The organism is Micromonospora sp. NPDC005299 (genome assembly GCF_042872345.1).
In the GTDB taxonomy this organism is placed as follows: domain Bacteria; phylum Actinomycetota; class Actinomycetes; order Mycobacteriales; family Micromonosporaceae; genus Micromonospora.
On sequence record NZ_JBIAKG010000002.1, the window covers coordinates 543,065 to 561,120 of the forward strand.

An 18,056-nucleotide genomic window follows, 5' to 3' on the forward strand; every position below is an offset into this window, starting at 1 on the left:
GCATCGGGGCCCCGCCCCGGCTACCGGTCCGGCTGGTAGCGGCCGGTGAGCCGGCCCAGCTTCAGCGCCAGGTGCAGGCAGAGCCGTTCGTTGCCGTCCTTGAGGTCGGTGCCGGCGAGCAGTTCGACCCGCTGCAGCCGGTAGTACAGCGTCGTCCGGTGCAGCCGCAGCCGTTCCGCGGTGGCGTGGGCGTTGCCAGCCAGGTCCAGGTAGGCCTCCAGGGTCTCCAGCAGCACCTGGTGTGCCTCGTCGCCGAGTAGCCGGCCCAGCCCCGGGTGCACCCGCGCGACGTCCAGGTGCCCGGCGTCCACCCCGGACAGCAGCCGGTAGATGCCCAAATCGGCCCAGGGCACCACCGGGCCGAGGACGGGCAGTTGCACGCCCACCCGGGCCGCCTGGAACGCCTCCTGGTAGGACAGCACGCTGTCGTACAGCCGGGGCCGGCCGTCCCCGACCCCGAGCACGGTACGGCTCACCGACGCCAGCCCCCGGGTCGCCGCCCGCAGGGCCTGGTCGAGGTGCGCGGCCGCGTCCTCCGCCGCCACCCGGCCGGTGGCCCGCCCGCCGCAGAGCAGCAGCACCCCGTGATCGTGCCGGACCAGGTGCAGGGTCTCGCGCGACCCCACCCACTGCCGGGTGGCGACCAGCGCGTGCTCCAAGGCGATCCGCGCCGCGTCGTCGAGCACCTCGTCCCGGGTCACCGCGAGCTGCGCGACCAGCGCGGTGACCTGCCCGTCGCGGGCCACCACACCGTCGGTCAGCAGCGACCGGACGGCCTCGCGCCGGGACTCCGGGGACTCGACCAGGAGCGTCCGGGTCGCTTCCGCCTCCCGCTGCGAGGTCAGCTCGCCGAGCAGGTTCTCCCGGTAGAGAGCCAGCGACAGGTCCGGCATCGCCTCGGTCACCACGGAAATGTCCTCGTCGGTCATCCCGTCCACCGCGTCGATGAACCAGACGAAGCCCAGCAGCAGGTCCTGGTGCCGGATCGGCACGCAGACCCGCGGGAGCAGGTCCAGGTCGGGGCAGGCCGGGGTACGCACGGGCTGCCGGGCCTCCATGATGCCGATCTCCCGCGCCCAGGCGATCACCTCGGGCGTGGTGTGCCGGCGCAGGATCGAGCTGCGGCGCACCCCGTCGATGACCCCGGTGTGTTCGCTGTAGACGACGACGCGCTGGCGCCGGTCCTCGATGAGTGCCGGACGCTTCACCCGCGCCGCGACCCGGTCGACGATGCGTTGCAACTCCATGCGCATGCGCTTCCCCCGGACCGGCCCGGGTCCCGGCGGGGTCTCCGCACGGCGCGGGCCGGACGTGTGCTGGTAGGACCCTCGGCCTACCTTCCGATGATGTTGGGCGGACGCGCAATACCCCGCGACAGCCGTACCTCCCGGCGCGGCGGGGTTCCGGCATCTGTCGGAAGACCGCCGGCCGGCACGCCCCTAACGTGTGCGGGGCCGGGTCCGCCGAGAAGGGAACACCGTCGTGGCCGCAACCAGGCCCTGGCAGGGCGTCGTCGTCGCCGTCCCCACGCCGTTCCGGAACGACCTCTCCGTCGACTACGACCGGCTCCAGGAGCACGTGCGCTGGCTCGGCGACTCCGGCTGCCGGGGCGTGACCCCGTGCGGCCCGCTGGGGGAGTACCCGGCCCTGTCCGAGGGGGAGCGCGCCGACGTGGTCCGCGCCGCCGTGGAGGCGGCGCCGCCGGGCTGCGCCGTGTTGCCGGCCGTCGGGGGGTACGGCAGCCGGCAGGCGTGCCACTGGGCCGAGCAGGCGCGGGCCGCCGGGGCGCAGGCGGTGCTCGCCCCGCCACCGGTCGGCTACCCCGGCGGCCCCGCCGAGGTGGTGGCCCACTACCGGGAGGTGGCCGCCGTCGGGCTGCCGCTGGTGGTCTGCCGCGATCCGGCCGAGGCCACGATGGACCTCACGCCGGACCTGCTGGCCCGGGTCGCCGAGACCGACGGTGTGGTGGCGGTGCGGGAGGACGACGTCCGCCGGCTGCACCGGATCCGCGACCTCTGCCCGCACCTGGACGTGCTGGCCGGCGCCGACGACGTGCTGCTGGAGCTGACCGTGTGCGGCGCGACCGGGTGGCTCGCGCGCTGCCCCAACGCCCTGCCCCGGCTCTGCCTGCGCCTGCACCGGCTCTGCGCGGCCCGCGACCTGGCCGCCGCGCTGCCGCTCTACGCCCGGCTGCACCCCCTGCTCGGCTGGGGCGCCCGGACCGAGGGGGTGCAGGCGGTGAAGCTGGCCATGGGGCTGGTCGGCCGGTACGGCGGCCCGTGCCGGCCGCCCCGCGGCGCGCTGCCGCCCGACCTGGAGGAGCGGCTGTGCCAGGACCTGCGGCGGGCCGAGCGGGCCGACGTCGGGCCGGTGCCCGCGGCGTGACCGTCCTGCACCTGTCGGAAGTCGCCGGTCCACCTGCCGACATCTGCACGGTGACCGCCGCGCCGGCCGGCTCCTAGGGTCGGGATCGGGCGTGATCAATGCGGACGGGTGAGCGCCCTCTGATCACCCCGCTCCCTCCGCCCGGACCTGAGAGGTGACCTTGATGCGCCTTCTGCTCACCAGGCGTGCGTTGTGGCGCTCGGTGCTGGCCGCCGCCGTCACGACCGTCCTGGTCGCGACCGGCTCCGCCGGGCCGGCCTCCGCCGCACCCAACGGCCCGCCGGCCGGGCCCGCCCCGTTCCAGCCGCTCGACCCCCAGCACTGGCAGAACCCGGACACGATGACCTGGGACGACTACCGGCAGGTGCCGGGCCGGAACTGGGCCGACCCGACGGTGCGCGGCTCGGTCCGCAACTTCAAGATCGCCCTGGTCACCCTGGACTATGTGGACCAGCCGTTCGTCATCACCCAGCCGGCCGGCTCGACGGTCTTCGGCAACCCGCAGGCGACCGCCGCTAACGTGCCCCGCAACCAGGTCGCGGGGTTCTACACCGACTTCCTCAACAAGCCGGGAGACCTCAACCGGGGACACACCCTGCACGAGTACTGGATGCAGGATTCCAACGGCCGGTACGGGGTGGACCTCAGCGGCTTCGGCCCGTACGAGATGCCGGCGAAGTCCTACCAGTACGGCATCGACAACGGCTTCAACCCCGGCGCCTGCCCGACCGGGGAGGCGTGCGCCAAGAACATCCGCACCGACGGGCTCGGCGCCTGGCGCGCGGCGGTCGGCGATGCGGTGGCCGACAGCTTCGAGCTGGTCTTCATCCTCTCGGCCGGCCAGGACGAGTCGTCGACCTGGCAGGAGTTCGGCCAGATGATGTTCCAGACCAAGGAGGACGTGCCGGACGCGTGGGGCCCGCCGGACCCCACCCTGCCCAACTATGCGAAGACCCGGTACGTCGAGTGGACCTCGTGGAAGGCGGCCGCCACCATCTGGCCGAACGCCGGCGGCGGCTCGTCCACCCAGGCGGAGAGCTCCGGCATGGGCGTGTACGCCCACGAGCTGAGCCACCTGCTGAGCATCGGGGACAACTACAACAACCCGTACGGCACGCCGTTGCGCCGGGCGTACACCGGCATCTGGAGCATGATGTCGCGCGGGTCGTTCAACGGGCCGGGCGGGCCGCACACCCGCTGGCAGATCCCGCCGGTCAACGGCGGCTCGATGGGCTCGCTGCACACCCTGCGGGACAAGCTGAAGATCGGGCTGCTCGGTGAGGAGCACGTGCTGCGGCTGTCCCGGGAGGGGCTGGGCGCCTCCGGGATGGTGGTCGCCGACGTGACCGCCCGGGCCGTGGACGCCGGTCCCGGCGGGCTGACCGGCGTCAACATCGCGATGAACACCGACCGCGCGCCGGCGTGCAGCGTCACCACCGACCCGCTCTGCGACGGCGGCCGGTACAACAACTACACGGTCGAGGTCGTCGACCGGATGGGCGCGGACTCGTTCACCCCGGACAACGGCGTGCTGATCAGCAAGACCAAGAACACCGACAGCGCGCCGTTCGTGTGGGTGGTCGACGCCAACCCGCAGGACATCGACATGGTCGACTTCTACCAGCCGAACGGCACCCCGCAGAAGATCACCATGGGCGACTACCGGCAGCTGTCCGACGCGCTGTTCCACGCCGGGGCCAACTCCGGCAGCGAGTACGAGTACGTGGACGAGGCCAACCGGCTGCACTTCTACGTGCTCAACCTGCGTCGCGACGGCGACGGGGTGCTGGCGTACACGGTGGCCGTCCGGTCGCTGGACGGCGCCGGGCCGAGCGCGCACGGGGTGGCGCTGTCCAAGGGCCACCTGGAGACCCGGGGCAAGCCCACCGGCAAGGGCGCAACCTGCACGTTCGACCTGACCAACACCGGGACGTACGTGGCCGGCGGGCAGCCGCACCCGGAGGACGCCGGGGCGTACCTGAAGTCCGACGTCTACCGGCTCTCGGCGAGCGTCGGTGGCCGGGGCTGGCGGGTGGAGCTGCCCAACGAGCTGGCCACGGCCGAGTTCGGGGCCCGCACCCCCGTCGCCGTCTCGGTCGGCGCCGGCTCCGGCGCGACCGCGACCACCCTGGTCACGCTCACCGCCACCTCGGAGAGCGACCCGAGCAAGACCGTGACCAGCCAGTGCCGGGTCGAACGGCCCCGCGCGCTGCTCGGCTGACCGCACCCGGGGCGGTGCGGACCGCGTGCCGCACCGCCCCGGGCACCGCCCCCGAACGACCAGGAGGACAGATGCGGCGCCTGCTCGCAGCGCTCGTGCTGCCGTCGCTGCTCACCGGCGCGCTCACCGGGTGCGGTGACGCCGAGGAGGCCCGGAGGGCGGTGACCGTGCGGGTGCTCGTCCGGGACATCAACATCCGGCCGGCGGGCGTCGAGTGCGCCGGCACCGGCCCCTACACCCACTTCCACAACCGTTCGCCGTTCCAGGTGGTCGACGCCGCCGGCCGGACGCTCGCCGAGGGGGCGCTGTCCCCGGGCCGGTCGGTGGCGACGTTCGCCGAGGACCTGGAGGTGACGCGCGTGCCGACGTACTGCGAGTTCGCCGTGCCGGTCGACCTGGCCGCGCGGGACGCGTACCGGCTGGTGGTGGACGGCCAGCCGCCGGTCGACCTGACCCCGAACGACAGTGAAGGGCCGGCGCTGGTCGCGGTGGTGCCGTCATGACCCGGGGGTACGCCGTCCGGCTCGCCGCCGTCGCGCTGGCGGCGGCGCTCGCCGCGACCGCCTGCTCCGGCGGCGACGAGGCGCCCACCCCGCCGGCGCCGGTCGCCGGTGGGGCCGCGGCGCTCCCGGGACCCGCGCCGGCGGGTCTCGCGCTGCGCCCGGCGCCGTCCGGGGCGCCCGGCGCGCCGGCCGTCACCGGCGCGCTCACCGACGGCAGCCCGGTCGCCCTCGCCGAGCTGTGGGCCGACCGCCCGGTCGTGCTGGTCTTCTTCACCTCCTGGTGCACGCTCTGCGCCGACCGGCAGGCGGCCCTGGGCGAGCTGGCTCGCCGCCACTCCGACGAGGTCGTCCTCGTCGGGGTGGCCACCGAGGACAAGCCCGACGACGTCCAGCGCTACCTGCGGGAGCACCGGGTCGAGTACCCGGTCGTGCTCGACGCCGACGGCGCGATCTGGCGGTCGTACGCGGTCCGCGAGCCCCCGGCCGTGGTGGTGATCGCCAAGGGCGGCGCGCTGCTGCGCGGCTGGCCGGGCGGCGTGGACGCGGCCACCCTCGACACCGAGCTGGCCAGGCTCGTGCTCGCCGGCTGACCGGCGGGCTCAGTCCAGCGCGGCCGGCCGGCGCTTCTGCGGGTGCGGGGTCTCGCCCCGGGCGAGCATGTCGACGAACTCGGCGAGCCGCCGCGCCCGGGTCTCCGCCCGCTTGGCGGTGCCGAGCCGGTAGATGACCGCGTACCGGTTCTGCGCGGTGAGCACCTCGAACACCGCCCGGGCGCGGGGGTTCCCGGCGAGCGCCGCCGCCAGGTCCGCCGGCACGTCCGCGGCGGCCTGCCCGGCGTACGCGGCGTCCCAGCGGCCGTCGGCGCGGGCGCGCTCCACCTCGGCGAGCCCGGGCGGTCGCATCCGTCCCTCGTCGACCAGCCGGGCGACGATCCCGACGTTCCGCGCCGACCAGGGGCTGCGCGCCCGGCGCGGGGTGAAGCGCTGCCGGTAGGTGGCCTCGTCCCGGCGCCGCACCTGGCCGTCGATCCAGCCGTGGCACAGCGCCTCGTCCAAGGCCTGGTCATAGGTCAGGCTGGTGGGCGAGGCCGCGCCCCGCTTGGCCAGCACCAGCCACACACCGGCCGGCTCGTCGTGGTGCGCGGCCAGCCAGTCCCGCCAGGCGTCCGCGTCGGGCACCACCAGCTCCGGCGGTTCCTGCGCCATCGGTCCCTCCTCGATCCGGCTCAGCGGGCCAACCAGGCGGCCGCGTCGCCGCCCCAGCGCGTCGGCGGGCTCGCCCAGGTACGCGGACCGCCGGGCAGGGTGACCGGCGGCAGCGCGTAGCGGAGGCGGCCCGCGGGGGCGTCCCGTTCGGCGCACCAGGGGTCGGGGTCGGGCGGGGTGCCGGCCGGGGCCGGCGCGGCGGGCAGTTCGTGCCGCAGCCACCGGGCGATACGCGCCAGCGACAGCTCGGCCGTCCAGGCGCCCCCCTCGTGGGCGCGCCGCGCCAGCGCCCGGAGCACTGCCGCGGCGAGCAGGTAGCCGGCGCCGTGGTCGAGCGCCTGGGCGGGCAGCACCCCCGGCGTGCCGTCCGGCCGCCGCTCGACCTCGGCGATGCCGGTGGCGGCCTGCACCAGGCTGTCGAAGCCGCGCCGCCCGGCCCACGGGCCGGTGCCGCCCCAGGCGGACAGCCGCGCCACCACCAGGTCGGGGCGGTGCCGGCGCAGCGCCTCGGGGGAGAGACCCCATCGGTCCAGCGCCCCCGGCCGGTAGCCGGTGACCACCACGTCGGCGTCGGCGAGCAGCGCCGCGAACCGGGCCCGGTCGGCGGCCCGGCCCAGGTCGAGCAGGGTGGAGCGCTTGCCGGCGTCGGTGTCCAGGTGCTGTGGTTCCAGCTCCGGCAGCCCGGGGGAGTCGACGCGCAGCACGTCGGCGCCGAGCAGGGCGAGGAACCGGGTGGCCACCGGGCCGGCGATCACCCGGGTCAGGTCGAGCACGCGTACCCCGGCGGCGGGGAGCCCGGGCGGCGCGGCCGGCGCGGCGCGGGCCGCCGTTGGAGCCTCGGCCCGCAGCCGGACCAGGGGTTCCGCCGCGACCGCCGCGGCCTGCGGATGGGCGTCCCACTCCTCCGGCGTGCGGGCGGCGACGGCGAGCCCGTCGGCCGCGGTGACCCGCTCCTCGACCTCGATGGCCGGGTGGGCGCCGACCCGCTCGCCCACCGCCGCCACCAGCGCCTCGTCGTCGGGGCGCGCCGGGTCGAGGTCGAGCGCGGCCAGCAGCCGCCGCCGGTGGTGCGGGTAGTTGGCATGGGTACGCACCCAGCCGTCGGCGGTCGGCCAGTACCGGGACAGCGGGGCGAAGCCGCTGAACCCCTGCCCGTCCACCCGCAGGTGCCGTTCGCTGGTGAAGGAGACCGCGACGGCGCGGCTGTCCACGGTCAGCGGGCCGTCCGTCCCGGCCCCGCGGGCCCGGGCCAGCTCCAGCGCGGCCAGTCCGGCGGCGGCGACGCAGGCCACGGCCAGGTCGGTGACCGGCAGCCGGGCCGGCAGCACCCCGGCGGGACCGGCCGGCCGCACCGCTGCGGCGTCGGCCGGGTGCCCGCCGAGCGCGGCCCAGGCCGACCGGATCGGGTCCACCGTTGAGTTGACCATGCCGTCGATCATCCCACCGCCGGCGGCGGTCCGGCGCTCACCGGGGTCGCCGGGTCTTCGACGGCGACAGGCTGGGCAGCGGGCTGAGCGAGGGTGAGATGGTCGGCCGCGAGGTCGGCCGCTCGCTCGGGGTGGGGCTGGGGCGCGACGGGGTCGGGCTCGGCGTCGGCGGCGCCGACGGGGTGGGCGAGGAGGTCACCGGTGGCGTCGTCGGCGCGGTGGTCTCCGGGGCGTCGTCCGGGAACGCGGGCTCGGCGAACCGGTACTTGTCCGGGTCGAGCTTCAACGCCGCGGTGGCGTCCGCCATGAACTGCCGCCAGATCGGTCCCGGCCCGGTGGAGCCGTAGACCTCGTAGCTGCCGTCCTTCGTCTTGAGTGGCTTGCCGTCGGTGGTGCCCAGCCAGACGGCGGAGGCGAGCGCCCCGGTCCAGCCGACCATCCACGTGTGCACGTTCTGGGTGGTGCTCTGCCCGGCCTGCCAGGTGCCGGTCTTGCCGGCGGAGTCCCAGTCGTTGTCCAGCTTGGCCGCCTTGACCCGGCGCAGCGTCCAGTCGAGCTGGTTGATCGCCTCCTGGTCGAGGCCGAGGTCGGTCTGCTTGAGCTGCTCGCTCCAGACCTTCTCGTCGCCCTTGGTCACCGAGCGGACGAAGTGCGCCTCGGCACGCTTGCCGCCGGCCGCGAACGTGGCCATCCCGTTGGCGTGGTCCTGGACGCTGATGCCGTACTGGCCGATGCCGACCTCGGTGGAGAACCGCCGGGCCACCTCGTCGGCGGACCCGTCCCGCAGGTCGACCCGCTGGGGTTGCGGGTTGCCCTTGACGGTCTCCCACATCGACTCGACCCCCGCCCGCTTCGCCATGTCGATCACCTTGGCGGTGCCGAGCTTCTCGGTCAGCTCGAAGTAGGTGACGTTCAGCGAGGCGACGGTCGCCTCCCAGAGCGCGCAGTTCGGCTGGCAGGGCGCGTGCTCGGCGTTGCGGATCGGGCCGGCCGGGCTGCCCTTGGTCCGCCCCGACCCGGGGAACTCCTTGGTGTCCGGCGAGTCGAACCGCTGCTTCACCGAGATGTCGTTCTCGACGGCGGCGGCCAGGTCGTACACCTTGAACGACGAGCCCGGCGGGTGCTGGCCGAACCCGCGGGCCTGACCGTTCTCGTCGCGGTACCAGCCGGCGTAGTCGGCGCCGGAACCGCTGCTGCCGCCGTAGTAGCCGAGCACCCGGCCGGTGCCGGGTTCCACCGCGACCAGCGCGGCCTGCCAGTTCTTCGGCTGGCCGCGGACCGCCTCCGGTGCGGTGTCCCGGCGGATGTCGGCGGCCGCCTCCGCCGCGTCCTGCACCCGCTTGTCGATCGTGGTGACGATCTTGTAGCCGCCGTCGCGGATCACCTCGTCCGGCTTGCCGCGGAACTGCTCGGTCTCCCGCAGTTCGCTGAGCACGTGGTTGACCACCAGGCCGGTCGGCCGGTCCAGGCCCGAGCGGCCCGCATTCGGGTCGATCGGCCGCACCGAGTCCGGGTACGCCAGGTTCGCCGCCTGCTCCGAGGTGAGGTAGCCGAGCTTCACCATGCCGTCGCGGATGTAGTTCCAGCGGTCGATCGAGTTCTGCTTGGCCGTGGCGTTGCGCCGGGGGTCGTAGCCGGGGGAGCCCTCGGGGTCGGCCGGGTCCGCCTCCGGCTGCTTCACCATCGCGCAGAGCACCATCGCCTCGGCCTGGGTGAGCTGCTGCTGCGGCGGGGCGTCCCGGCGCACCGTCTTGCCGAAGAAGGCCTGCGCGGCCGCCTCGATCCCGTACGCGCCCCGCCCGAACGGGACGGTGTTCAGGTAGAAGCCGAGGATCTCCTCCTTGCTGTAGGTGTCGTCCAGCTTCCAGGCGACCACCGCCTCGCGCAGCTTCCGCGAGTAGGTCACCCCGCGCAGGTCGGCGGCGACCCGCGCGTACTGCTGGGTGAGGGTGGAGGCGCCCTGCCGCTGCCCGCCGGTGACGTTCGCCCAGGCCGCCCGGAGCACGCCCTTGAAATCCACGCCCTTGTTGGTCCAGAAGGTGCGGTCCTCGGCCGCCACGATGGCCTGCTTGGCCGAGTCGTTCATCTGGTCGTAGGGGACGATGGTGCGGTTCTCCGCGCCCAGCTTCGCCATCGGCGTGCGCCCGTCCGCGTAGTAGACGGTGGTCGACTCCGGCAGCTTGAGGTCGGTAGGGGTCGGCACGCTGTCGAAGTAGTAGCCGCCGGCCACCAGGCCCGAGCCGGCCAGCAGCGCGAACACCGCCAGGACGGCCAGCAGGCGGTGCCGTCGACGCCTCCGCCCCGGCGTGGGGGTCGCGGAGCCGTCAGCGTCGTCGTTGTCACCGGTCTGAAGCATCCGCACCCGATACCCTCCGACTGCTCGGCCGAATCGTGTCCCTGCCCGGCTCGCAGGCTAGCGGAGCTGCGACGACGGCACCGGCCTCCGGCGTTCTTTCGGGTGGCGGGATCGCGTCGACCGGCCCGGGACATTGACAGCCGCGGTTGCTCCGGGCAGGCTCTGACGAGCTGCGGGAACGCTCCCATCGCCCGTTCCCCCGTCCCTTCCGGAGCAATGACGTGGCCCTGACTCCCCTCCGGCGGCGCGCCCTGACCGGCGTCGCCGCCGTCGCCGCGACCCTCGCCGCGGCAGTGCCCTTCTCGCCCGCGCCGGCCGGCGCGGACATCCGCGACGGCGTGCGGTTCTACACCCCCCGACCGGACCACGGCGCGGTGGCGCAGATCGCCGAGCTGACCGCCGCCGGGCACCACCGGCAGGCCGCCGGACTGCGCGCCATGATCCGTACGCCCCAGGCGGTGTGGGTGACCGGCGGCTCCGCCGCGACGGTCACCCGGACGGTCAACGCCGGGGTGCACCGGGCGGCCGGCAAGCGGACCGTGCCCGTGCTCGTGGCCTACAACATCCCGTTCCGCGACTGCGCCCAGTACTCGGCCGGCGGCGCCACCTCCGTGACCGGGTACGAACAGTGGATCGACGCCTTCGCCCGGGGCATCGGCGGCCACGAGGTGGCCGTCATGCTGGAGCCGGACGGCCTGGGCATCATCCCCTGGTACACCACGATCAACGGCAGCCAGGACTGGTGCCGCCCGGCCGAGGCGGACCCGGCGACGGCCGCCGCCGACCGGTTCGCCATGCTCAACTACGCCGTCGACAAGCTCACCGCGCTGCCCCGCACCAGCGTCTACCTCGACGGCACGCACAGCGCCTGGCTCGGCGTCGGCGACGCCGCCGACCGGCTGGTCAAGGCCGGCGTCGGCCGGGCCGACGGCTTCTTCCTCAACGTCTCCAACTACGAGACCACCGAGCGCCAGCTCAAGTACGGCAACTGGATCTCCAAGTGCGTGCACTACGGCACGGCGGGTCCCGAGTGGGCCCGCGGCCACTTCGAGTGGTGCGCCAGCCAGTACTCGCCGGCCGATCCGGCCGACTTCAGCACCTGGGTCCGCACCGACGCCTGGTACGCCGAGAACATCGGCGACGTGCCGGCCGACCGGCTCGCCCATTTCGTGGTGGACACCAGCCGCAACGGGCAGGGGCCGTGGACCGCGCCGGCCGGGGTGAGCTGGCCGGACCCGCAGACCTGGTGCAACCCGCCGGACCGGGGGCTGGGCCTCCGTCCCACCACGGCCACCGGTGACCCGCTCGCCGACGCGTTCCTCTGGGTGAAGACGCCCGGTCAGTCCGACGGGCAGTGCGACCGGGGCACCGGCACCGGGCGGGACCCGGCGCGTGGCGGCATCGCCGACCCGGCCGCCGGCGCCTGGTTCGACGAGCAGGCCCTCGAACTGGTGCGGTACGCCAACCCGCCGCTGCGCTGAACCGACCCGGGCCGGGGCGGCCGACCGCCCCGGCCCGGATCCCGCTCAACGAAGCGCCCACCCGGTGGCCCGGCCGTTGCGGGTCCTGGTGATCCGGCGCGCCGGCCAGCGGCCGTTGTCGCCGGACCGGCTGCCCCAGAGCGGCGAGAGCCGCCACATCGGGTGGGTGGTGGTGTCGCCCGGTCCCGCGATGGCCTCCCGGTCGGCGTACCCGTGCCGCCGGAACAGGTCCCGGTCGGTCTCGGTGAACACCTCCGCGTACGTCGGCAGGCTCAGCGTGTCCATCCACCGCTGCGCCCCGACGAGCACGGCGGCGGCCCGGCGGGCCGCCGCCGGGCCGGGCGCGGCCAGCAACGCGAGGTGGTTGTGTGCCTCCGCCGGTCGCCGGACGGCGAGCGCCTCGTCGAGCCGCAGGAAGTTCTCCTCGTCCGGGCCCGCGGCCGCGGCGAGGCGATCGGCGTACCGGTTCGGCGACGGGATCGGCCGGTAGCGGTGGAACCACACGGTCGCCGCCCTGCCGTCCCCGAGCAGGAACGCGTCGCCGAAGAGCATCGCGTGTTCGGTCCAGATTCGGGCCACGGCGGCCAGTACGGCGGTGCGGCGTTGCGTGTCGGGAACGAGCCACGACGCCAGTGCGGTGGGGGAGAGGGCCTCGGCGACGAGATCGGCGATGCGGCCGATGTCGCACCAGCGGGCCCGGACGACGGGTGTGCCTGTGCTCATGAAGACTCCTGGTAACCAGGGTGATGGCGTAAGTGGGAGGGCGCCGGGAGTCGTCGCCGGCCGGCGCCGGCCGTGAGCGGCCGTGCAGCTGTCGCGGGGAGGAAACCGGGTGCGGTACGCGGCGGCGGCCGCTACCGCGGGCCGGTCAGGCGGGCCGGGTGCCCGGGCGGGGCGAGCGCGACGCCGGCGGCGGGCCGTCGGTCGGGCTGCTGCCCTGGCCAGCGAGGGCCGGCGGGGCCCAGGGGGTGGCGCCGACGACGGAAGCCCAACCGTGGCCGGTGCCCGACGATCCGGCCGCTCCGCTGCTGCCCGCCGGGGCCGGCACGGCCGGGACCCGGTCCAGCTCCGACCGGAACGGGCGCGGCCGGGAGGACTGTCCGGAACCGCCGTCGTCGGGCCGCCCGACAGCGGTGGCGTCCGACGGGCCGCTGGTGGTGGCCGGGCGCGCATCGCGCCCGGCGGCGTGGTCGGTGGCGTACTCGGTGGCGTGCTCGGTGGCGTCGGCCGGAACCCTCGGGGTCGCGGCGGGCCGGTGCGGGGCCGGCCGATCGGCGGGTCCGCCGGCGGAGGGCGGCGACGTGTCGGGCGGGGTGGTGGCGGGTGGCGGTGTGGTCACCGGACCGGTGGGCGGATCCAGCAGATCGGTCACCGGGGTGAGCGGTGCCAGGATCGGATCCAACGGCCGGCACACCGGCTCCAGGGCGCGCCACACGGGGGAGAGGATCGGGGCGAGCGGCTTGGTGACCGGGGCGAGCACGCCGGCCACCGGGGCGAGCACCCCGTCCCGCAGCGGGTCGGTGACCGGTCGGAACGCGCCGGCGACGGGGGCGAGCACCGCGTCGCGCAGCGGGTCGGTGACCGGCCGGAGCGCTTCGGTCACCGGGTCGAGCCCCCGGGCGCGGATCGGGGCCACGGCCGCGTCGAGCCCGCCGCCGGCACCCGCCCGCCGGTCCCGCCCGCTCGGGGCGCGCCGCGGGTCGGCCGGTCGCCGCGGGTCGTCGCGGGTCGCGCCGGACCGCCGGCCGTCCGGGCGGGCGCCCGGGGTCGGCCGCCGGTCGGCCGGTCCCCACCCGCCGTCCGGGGCCGACCCGGGCCGAGTGGCGGGACCGGGTCGGGGGCGCTCGGGCCGGGTGCCGACCCGCTGGTCCGGTGGTGCGTCGGCGCGGTCGCCGGGAACGGGACGGCCGCCGGCCGCGGGCAGCGGCGCGGCCGTGGCGTCGTCGGAGGGCGGCGTCACCGCGCCGAGGACGGGGCCCAGCGTGTCGGTGAGCAGGTCGACGACGGCGGTGAGCGGGGCGGCGGGCGGGCGTTCGGCGGCGTGCGCGGCGGTGCCGGTGGCGACCTCGTGGGCGCCCCAGACGGCCGCGACCCCGCCGAGCAGCAGGCCGAGGCGCAGCACCACCCGCGTCAGCCGTCCGCCGCGTCGAGTCATCCCGGGACCCCTCCGACCACCGGGCAGCGCCGGCGATCAACGCCCGTACTCTACCGAACGAGGTCGGTCGATTACAGCAGGCGGCTGATCGGAATCGGGCGCGTCGCCGGGCCGCCAGGCGTGGGAAAGGCGGCGGCGGGGTACCAACGGGGGTCATGAGCACGAGCACCGCCGACCGCCCCACCACCGACACCGGCGTGCCGCCGGCCGGCGTGGTCGCGGTCGTCGCCCATCGGAAGAAGACCTTCGGCGGCGGTCTCGACGAGCTGCGCGCCGGCCTGGTCGCCGCCGGGGTCGGGCGGCTCCTCTGGTACGAGGTGCCGAAGAGCCGCAAGGCCCCGAAGAAGGTCCGTAAGGCGCTCGACAAGGGCGCCGAGCTGATCCTGGTGTGGGGCGGCGACGGCATGGTGCAGCGGTGCGCCGACACCCTCGCCGGATCGGACGTGCCCATGGGCATCCTGCCCGCCGGCACCGCCAACCTCTTCGCCACCAACCTCGGCATCCCCGCCGACCTCCCCGAGGCGCTCCGGATCGCCCTGCACGGCCGGCGGCGCGAGCTGGACCTGGGCCGGCTCAACGGGGAGCACTTCGCGGTGATGGCCGGCGCCGGGTTCGACGGCGACCTGATCCGCGACGCCGACCGCAGGCTCAAGGGCCGGCTCGGCCGCGTCGCGTACGTCTGGACCGGGCTGCGGCACGTCCGCGGCGAGTGCGTCCGGACCAGGATCAAGGTCGACGGCGCCGACTGGTTCGACGGCGACGCGAGCTGCGTGCTCTTCGGCAACGTCGGCACCATCACCGGCGGCATCCCCGCTTTCGACGACGCCCGACCCGACGACGGCGCGCTGGAGATCGGCGTCTCCACCGCCAGCGGCGCCGTGGACTGGGCCCGCACGCTGGGCCGGATGGCCGCCGGCCGCTCCGACGAGTCGCCGTTCGTCCGGATCACCCGGGGACGGAAGGTCACCGTCCGCTTCGCCGAGCCGAAGACGTACGAGCTGGACGGGGGCGCGCGGGGCACGGCGAAGCGGCTGAAGGTGACGGTGGTCCCGGGCGGGCTGACCGTCTGCTGCCCGGACCCGCCGGCCTGACCCCGCCCCGCGTCGCCGCGACCCCGACCGGGCAGGATGCGGGCATGGACGACGACGTGCGCCGCTACCTCGACGAGCTGGTCGGGCGGGCCCGGGGCGTGCTCGGCGACGGCCTGGTCGGCGCGTACGCGGCGGGCTCGGTGGGGCTGGGCGTGTACCAGCCGGGACGCAGCGACGTGGACGTGGCCCTGGTGGTCGCCCGGCCGGTCGACGGGCCGGCGAAGCGGGCGCTGGTGGACCGGCTGCGGCACGAGGCGCTGCCCTGCCCGGCGCGGGGCCTGGAGCTGGTGGTCTACCGGCGGGACGTGGCCGGCTCCGGCACCCCCGAGCCGGGCTTCGAGGTCGAGGTGAACACCGGCGCCACCATGCCGTTCCGGGCCACCTACGACCCGGCCGAGCGGCCCGCCGCCGACGGGCGGTTCTGGTACGCGCTGGACCGCAGCATCCTGCGCCAGTCGGGGCTGGCCCTGCTCGGCCCGCCCGCCGCCGAGGTCTTCGCCGACCCGGGGCCGGCGGAGCTGCGGCGGCTTCTGGTCGAGGCCCTGCGCTGGTGGCTGGCGCTGCCCACCCCGCCCGGCGACGCACCCGCCCCCGGCGCCGAGGACGCGGTGCTGGGCGCCTGCCGCGCGCTGGTCCGCTGCCGCGACGGCGTCTGGCTGGGCAAGGTGGACGCCGGGCGGCGGCTCGCAGCGGACGACCCGGACGCCGAGCTGATCCACCGGTCGATCGCGGCCCGCCGGGGCGCCCCGCCGCCGGCGGGACCCGAGGCCCGCGCCTTCCAGCGACGGGTGCTGGACCGGATCGCCGCAGCGCATTGACGCAGCTCGTCGCCCTACTGTAAATAAGGCGTACTGAACAGTCGGGGAGGTCCTGATGCGACGCTCGGTACTCCTGGCCACGTTCCTGCTCGTCCTCGCCACCAGCGGCCCGGCCGTCGCCGCGCCCCCGCCCGCGCCGCTGGCGGCCACCCCGGTCCAGGTCTACGGCGCCTGGCACTGCGGCAACGACTTCTGCACGTGGGGCACGGCCCGCACGGTCGCCCAGTTCGACAGCCAGAACCACTGGCTGATCGACCGCGGCGACGGCCGCCCCTCGGTCAACCTCGTGGTGCTCAGCTTCGTCAACCCGCTCGACCTGCTGCGCCAGACCACCGACGCCACCACCCTCGACGGGGTGCCCCGCGGCATGACCAGCGAGATCGTGCAGTACTTCACCGCCCGTGGCATCCGGGTGATGCTCTCCGTCGGCGGCATCACCTACACCGACGACTGGGACACCGCGCTCGCCGAGAACCCCACCCTGCTCGGGCAGCGGGCCGCCGCGGTGGCCACCCGGCTCGGCGTCGGCATCGAGATCGACTACGAGCAGAACACCGGTCCGAACGTGACCGGCCTCCAGTCCTTCATCGACGCCTACCGGGCGGTCCACCCCTACGACGCCACCGGCGCCCGCCCGCCGGCCCGGCTCACCATCGACGTGGCCGCCGGCGACCGCTGGTTGATCGACCTCAACCGCAAGGCCACCGCCGACTGGCTGCGCACCGACGCCCCGGTGCTCGACTACGCCAACGCCATGGTCACCGCCCGGCCCGCCTCGGCCAGCACCGCCCAGGCGGACTGGCAGGAACACGTCGACGGCAAGCCGCAGTACAACCCGCCGGTGCCCCCGCTCGCCCCGGCCAAGTTCACCGGGGCGGTCTATCTGGCCTACGGCGGCAAGCCGCTGCCCGAGTGCGTCAACTACGCCAACTCGGTGCAGAAGACCGCCGCCCCGTACGTGCAGAGTGTCGCCCCGCACGGCGCGGGCAGCACGGCCGGCATGCTGGGCTTCATGTTCTGGGCGGCGGAACGGCCGGCCACCCGGGGCATCGGCACCGTGCCGCCGAACACCTGCGAGGGCGGCGCGGGCGCCGGGGCGACCGCGCTCGCCGTGCCGGTGCCCATGCCGGCGCTGCGGCAGGGCTGACCGGGTCCCGACCGGTCAGTAGGTGATCCGCACGCCCATCTGCCCCCAGGTGAGCCGGCCGACGACGCCGTCGTCGTCGAGCCCGCGCATCCGCTGGTACCAGCGGACCCCGTCCTCGGTGCCCGCGTCGAAGTCGACCCCGGCCGGACCGCACCGGCGGGCGCCGATGAACCGCTTGACGAACGCCACGTCCTCGCCGGTGCTGCCCCGCTTCAGGGTGCGGCACCCGGGCGCCCGCCCCGGCTGCGGCTGCGGCTGAGGTCGGGCGGTGGCCTGCCGCACGGCGGCCAGGGTGGCCGGGCCGACGACCCCGTCCACGGTCAGCTTCCGGGACTGCTGGAACGCCCGGACCCAGGCGGCGGTGCGCGGCCCGAAGGCGCCGTCGACGGTGAGCCGGGCGTTCAGGCGGTTGGCCAGCGTCTGCAACTCGCGGACGTCGCTGCCCCGGCACCCGTTCTTCAACACCCGGTCACCCAGCCGGGTCACCGCCGCGCCGGCGATGCCCCACGACCGCCGGCTGTCCTCCAGCGACCGCTGGTGGCTGACACTGACGTGCAGGTGCTTCTGGTGCGGGTTGCTGCCGGTGTAGCGGGCGGCGGTGAAGCCGCGGGTCCGGCTCCAGATCGTCCGGTTCCAGATCACGTACTGGCAGGACGGGTGGGTGATGGCGTGCCGCACCACCAGCAGCGGGTCGATGCCGTCGACGTCCACGTCGAGGGCGTTGACCGAGGCGTCGTCGCCGTCCGGGTTGTGGTCCGAGCGGCGCGCCTGGTGCGCGGCGTCGCCGATCCAGCCGTCCGAGCTGTGGTCCCGGTGCGGCCACCGGGCGTTGATCTCGTCGCGCAGCACCCCCAGCGCGGGTGCCAGGTGAGCGCTCACGTCACTGCTCCTCTTCCGCGGCGAGGTCGTACTCGATCTCGTCGCCGATCAGGGTCTCCGGGTCGTCGTCCTCCTCGAAGACGGTCACCTGGTAGTCGGGGTCGATGGTGGCGGTGTCCATCGCGGTGCCTCCGCTTCCTGCTCGGGCCGGCGTCGCGCGGCGGCGCGACACGCCGGCGGATCACCGCCGCGGCGTGCGCGGCGGAGCTTGTGTCCACTGTCGAAACCGCAGGTCACCGGCGCAATACCTGAGTCGGCTATCGGCGCCACGCCGACCCGGGCGGCCGCCGCGGCCCGCCGATCGTGCCGGCCGCCCGCCGACCGGCGGGCCGACCCCGGGGATCGGCGGACCCCACCGCTCCGCCACCCGGGCCACGCGCTCACCCGA

15 protein-coding genes are annotated in these 18,056 nt (G+C 75.4%); 8 read left to right on the top strand and 7 right to left on the bottom strand.

Translation table 11 applies throughout. The features are described from left to right. Nucleotides 1-20: 20 nt before the first annotated feature. Nucleotides 21-1,247: a PucR family transcriptional regulator gene (locus ACFYPD_RS07870; RefSeq protein WP_387110165.1), complete on the bottom strand. Its 1,227-nt coding sequence runs from the start codon at nucleotides 1,245-1,247 to the stop codon at nucleotides 21-23. A 235-nt stretch (nucleotides 1,248-1,482) separates the two neighbouring features. Between ACFYPD_RS07870 and ACFYPD_RS07875 the strand changes: the two genes are divergently transcribed. The 4 genes from ACFYPD_RS07875 to ACFYPD_RS07890 all read left to right on the top strand — a co-directional run bounded on the left by ACFYPD_RS07875 (nucleotide 1,483) and on the right by ACFYPD_RS07890 (nucleotide 5,699). After that, nucleotides 1,483-2,385, top strand: coding sequence for a dihydrodipicolinate synthase family protein (locus tag ACFYPD_RS07875; RefSeq protein WP_387110167.1), 903 nt, complete (start codon nucleotides 1,483-1,485; stop codon nucleotides 2,383-2,385). Between the two features lie 163 nt (nucleotides 2,386-2,548). After that, nucleotides 2,549-4,606 (top strand): M6 family metalloprotease domain-containing protein, encoded by a 2,058-nt coding sequence (locus ACFYPD_RS07880; RefSeq protein WP_387110169.1) that lies wholly within the window; start codon nucleotides 2,549-2,551, stop codon nucleotides 4,604-4,606. 71 nt (nucleotides 4,607-4,677) lie between these two features. Continuing rightward, nucleotides 4,678-5,109: a hypothetical protein gene (locus tag ACFYPD_RS07885; protein ID WP_387110171.1), complete on the top strand. Its 432-nt coding sequence runs from the start codon at nucleotides 4,678-4,680 to the stop codon at nucleotides 5,107-5,109. Beyond that, nucleotides 5,106-5,699 (top strand): TlpA family protein disulfide reductase, encoded by a 594-nt coding sequence (locus ACFYPD_RS07890; protein ID WP_387110173.1) that lies wholly within the window; start codon nucleotides 5,106-5,108, stop codon nucleotides 5,697-5,699. The genes ACFYPD_RS07885 and ACFYPD_RS07890 overlap by 4 nt, the downstream gene beginning before the upstream one ends. Before the next feature lie 9 nt (nucleotides 5,700-5,708). Here ACFYPD_RS07890 and ACFYPD_RS07895 read toward each other — a convergent pair whose 3' ends face one another. From ACFYPD_RS07895 to ACFYPD_RS07905, 3 genes are read right to left on the bottom strand one after another with little or no spacing between them, the layout of a single operon-like run. Continuing rightward, the gene (locus ACFYPD_RS07895) at nucleotides 5,709-6,314 is read right to left on the bottom strand and encodes a YdeI family protein (protein WP_387110174.1); all 606 of its coding nucleotides are present in this window, start codon (nucleotides 6,312-6,314) and stop codon (nucleotides 5,709-5,711) included. Between the two features lie 20 nt (nucleotides 6,315-6,334). Continuing rightward, complete coding sequence (locus tag ACFYPD_RS07900) at nucleotides 6,335-7,741, bottom strand: CoA transferase (protein ID WP_387110176.1); 1,407 nt, start codon at nucleotides 7,739-7,741, stop codon at nucleotides 6,335-6,337. Nucleotides 7,742-7,778: 37 nt separating this feature from the next. Then, entirely contained in the window at nucleotides 7,779-10,097 is a 2,319-nt protein-coding gene (locus ACFYPD_RS07905; RefSeq protein ID WP_387110178.1) for a transglycosylase domain-containing protein, read from the bottom strand. A gap of 221 nt (nucleotides 10,098-10,318) precedes the next feature. Between ACFYPD_RS07905 and ACFYPD_RS07910 the strand changes: the two genes are divergently transcribed. Then, a complete protein-coding gene (locus ACFYPD_RS07910) occupies nucleotides 10,319-11,578 on the top strand; it encodes a glycoside hydrolase family 6 protein (protein ID WP_387110180.1) in 1,260 nt (419 codons plus the stop codon). A gap of 45 nt (nucleotides 11,579-11,623) precedes the next feature. Here the strand turns inward: ACFYPD_RS07910 and ACFYPD_RS07915 are convergent, their stop codons facing one another. Both ACFYPD_RS07915 and ACFYPD_RS07920 read right to left on the bottom strand, forming a co-directional pair. After that, complete coding sequence (locus ACFYPD_RS07915; protein ID WP_387110182.1) at nucleotides 11,624-12,301, bottom strand: hypothetical protein; 678 nt, start codon at nucleotides 12,299-12,301, stop codon at nucleotides 11,624-11,626. Between the two features lie 145 nt (nucleotides 12,302-12,446). Next, nucleotides 12,447-13,733 carry a hypothetical protein gene (locus ACFYPD_RS07920; RefSeq protein WP_387110184.1) on the bottom strand — a complete coding sequence of 429 codons (1,287 nt, stop codon included), beginning with the start codon at nucleotides 13,731-13,733 and terminating at the stop codon, nucleotides 12,447-12,449. A 155-nt stretch (nucleotides 13,734-13,888) separates the two neighbouring features. Between ACFYPD_RS07920 and ACFYPD_RS07925 the strand changes: the two genes are divergently transcribed. The 3 genes from ACFYPD_RS07925 to ACFYPD_RS07935 are packed head-to-tail and all read left to right on the top strand — an operon-like array spanning nucleotide 13,889 to nucleotide 16,789. Then, a complete protein-coding gene (locus ACFYPD_RS07925; protein ID WP_387110186.1) occupies nucleotides 13,889-14,824 on the top strand; it encodes a diacylglycerol/lipid kinase family protein in 936 nt (311 codons plus the stop codon). 44 nt (nucleotides 14,825-14,868) lie between these two features. Further along, nucleotides 14,869-15,642: a nucleotidyltransferase domain-containing protein gene (locus ACFYPD_RS07930; RefSeq protein ID WP_387110188.1), complete on the top strand. Its 774-nt coding sequence runs from the start codon at nucleotides 14,869-14,871 to the stop codon at nucleotides 15,640-15,642. Nucleotides 15,643-15,697: 55 nt separating this feature from the next. Then, a complete protein-coding gene (locus tag ACFYPD_RS07935; protein WP_387110190.1) occupies nucleotides 15,698-16,789 on the top strand; it encodes a hypothetical protein in 1,092 nt (363 codons plus the stop codon). Between the two features lie 15 nt (nucleotides 16,790-16,804). Here the strand turns inward: ACFYPD_RS07935 and ACFYPD_RS07940 are convergent, their stop codons facing one another. Next, nucleotides 16,805-17,668 carry a peptidoglycan-binding protein gene (locus ACFYPD_RS07940; protein ID WP_387110192.1) on the bottom strand — a complete coding sequence of 288 codons (864 nt, stop codon included), beginning with the start codon at nucleotides 17,666-17,668 and terminating at the stop codon, nucleotides 16,805-16,807. Nucleotides 17,669-18,056: the final 388 nt, after the last annotated feature.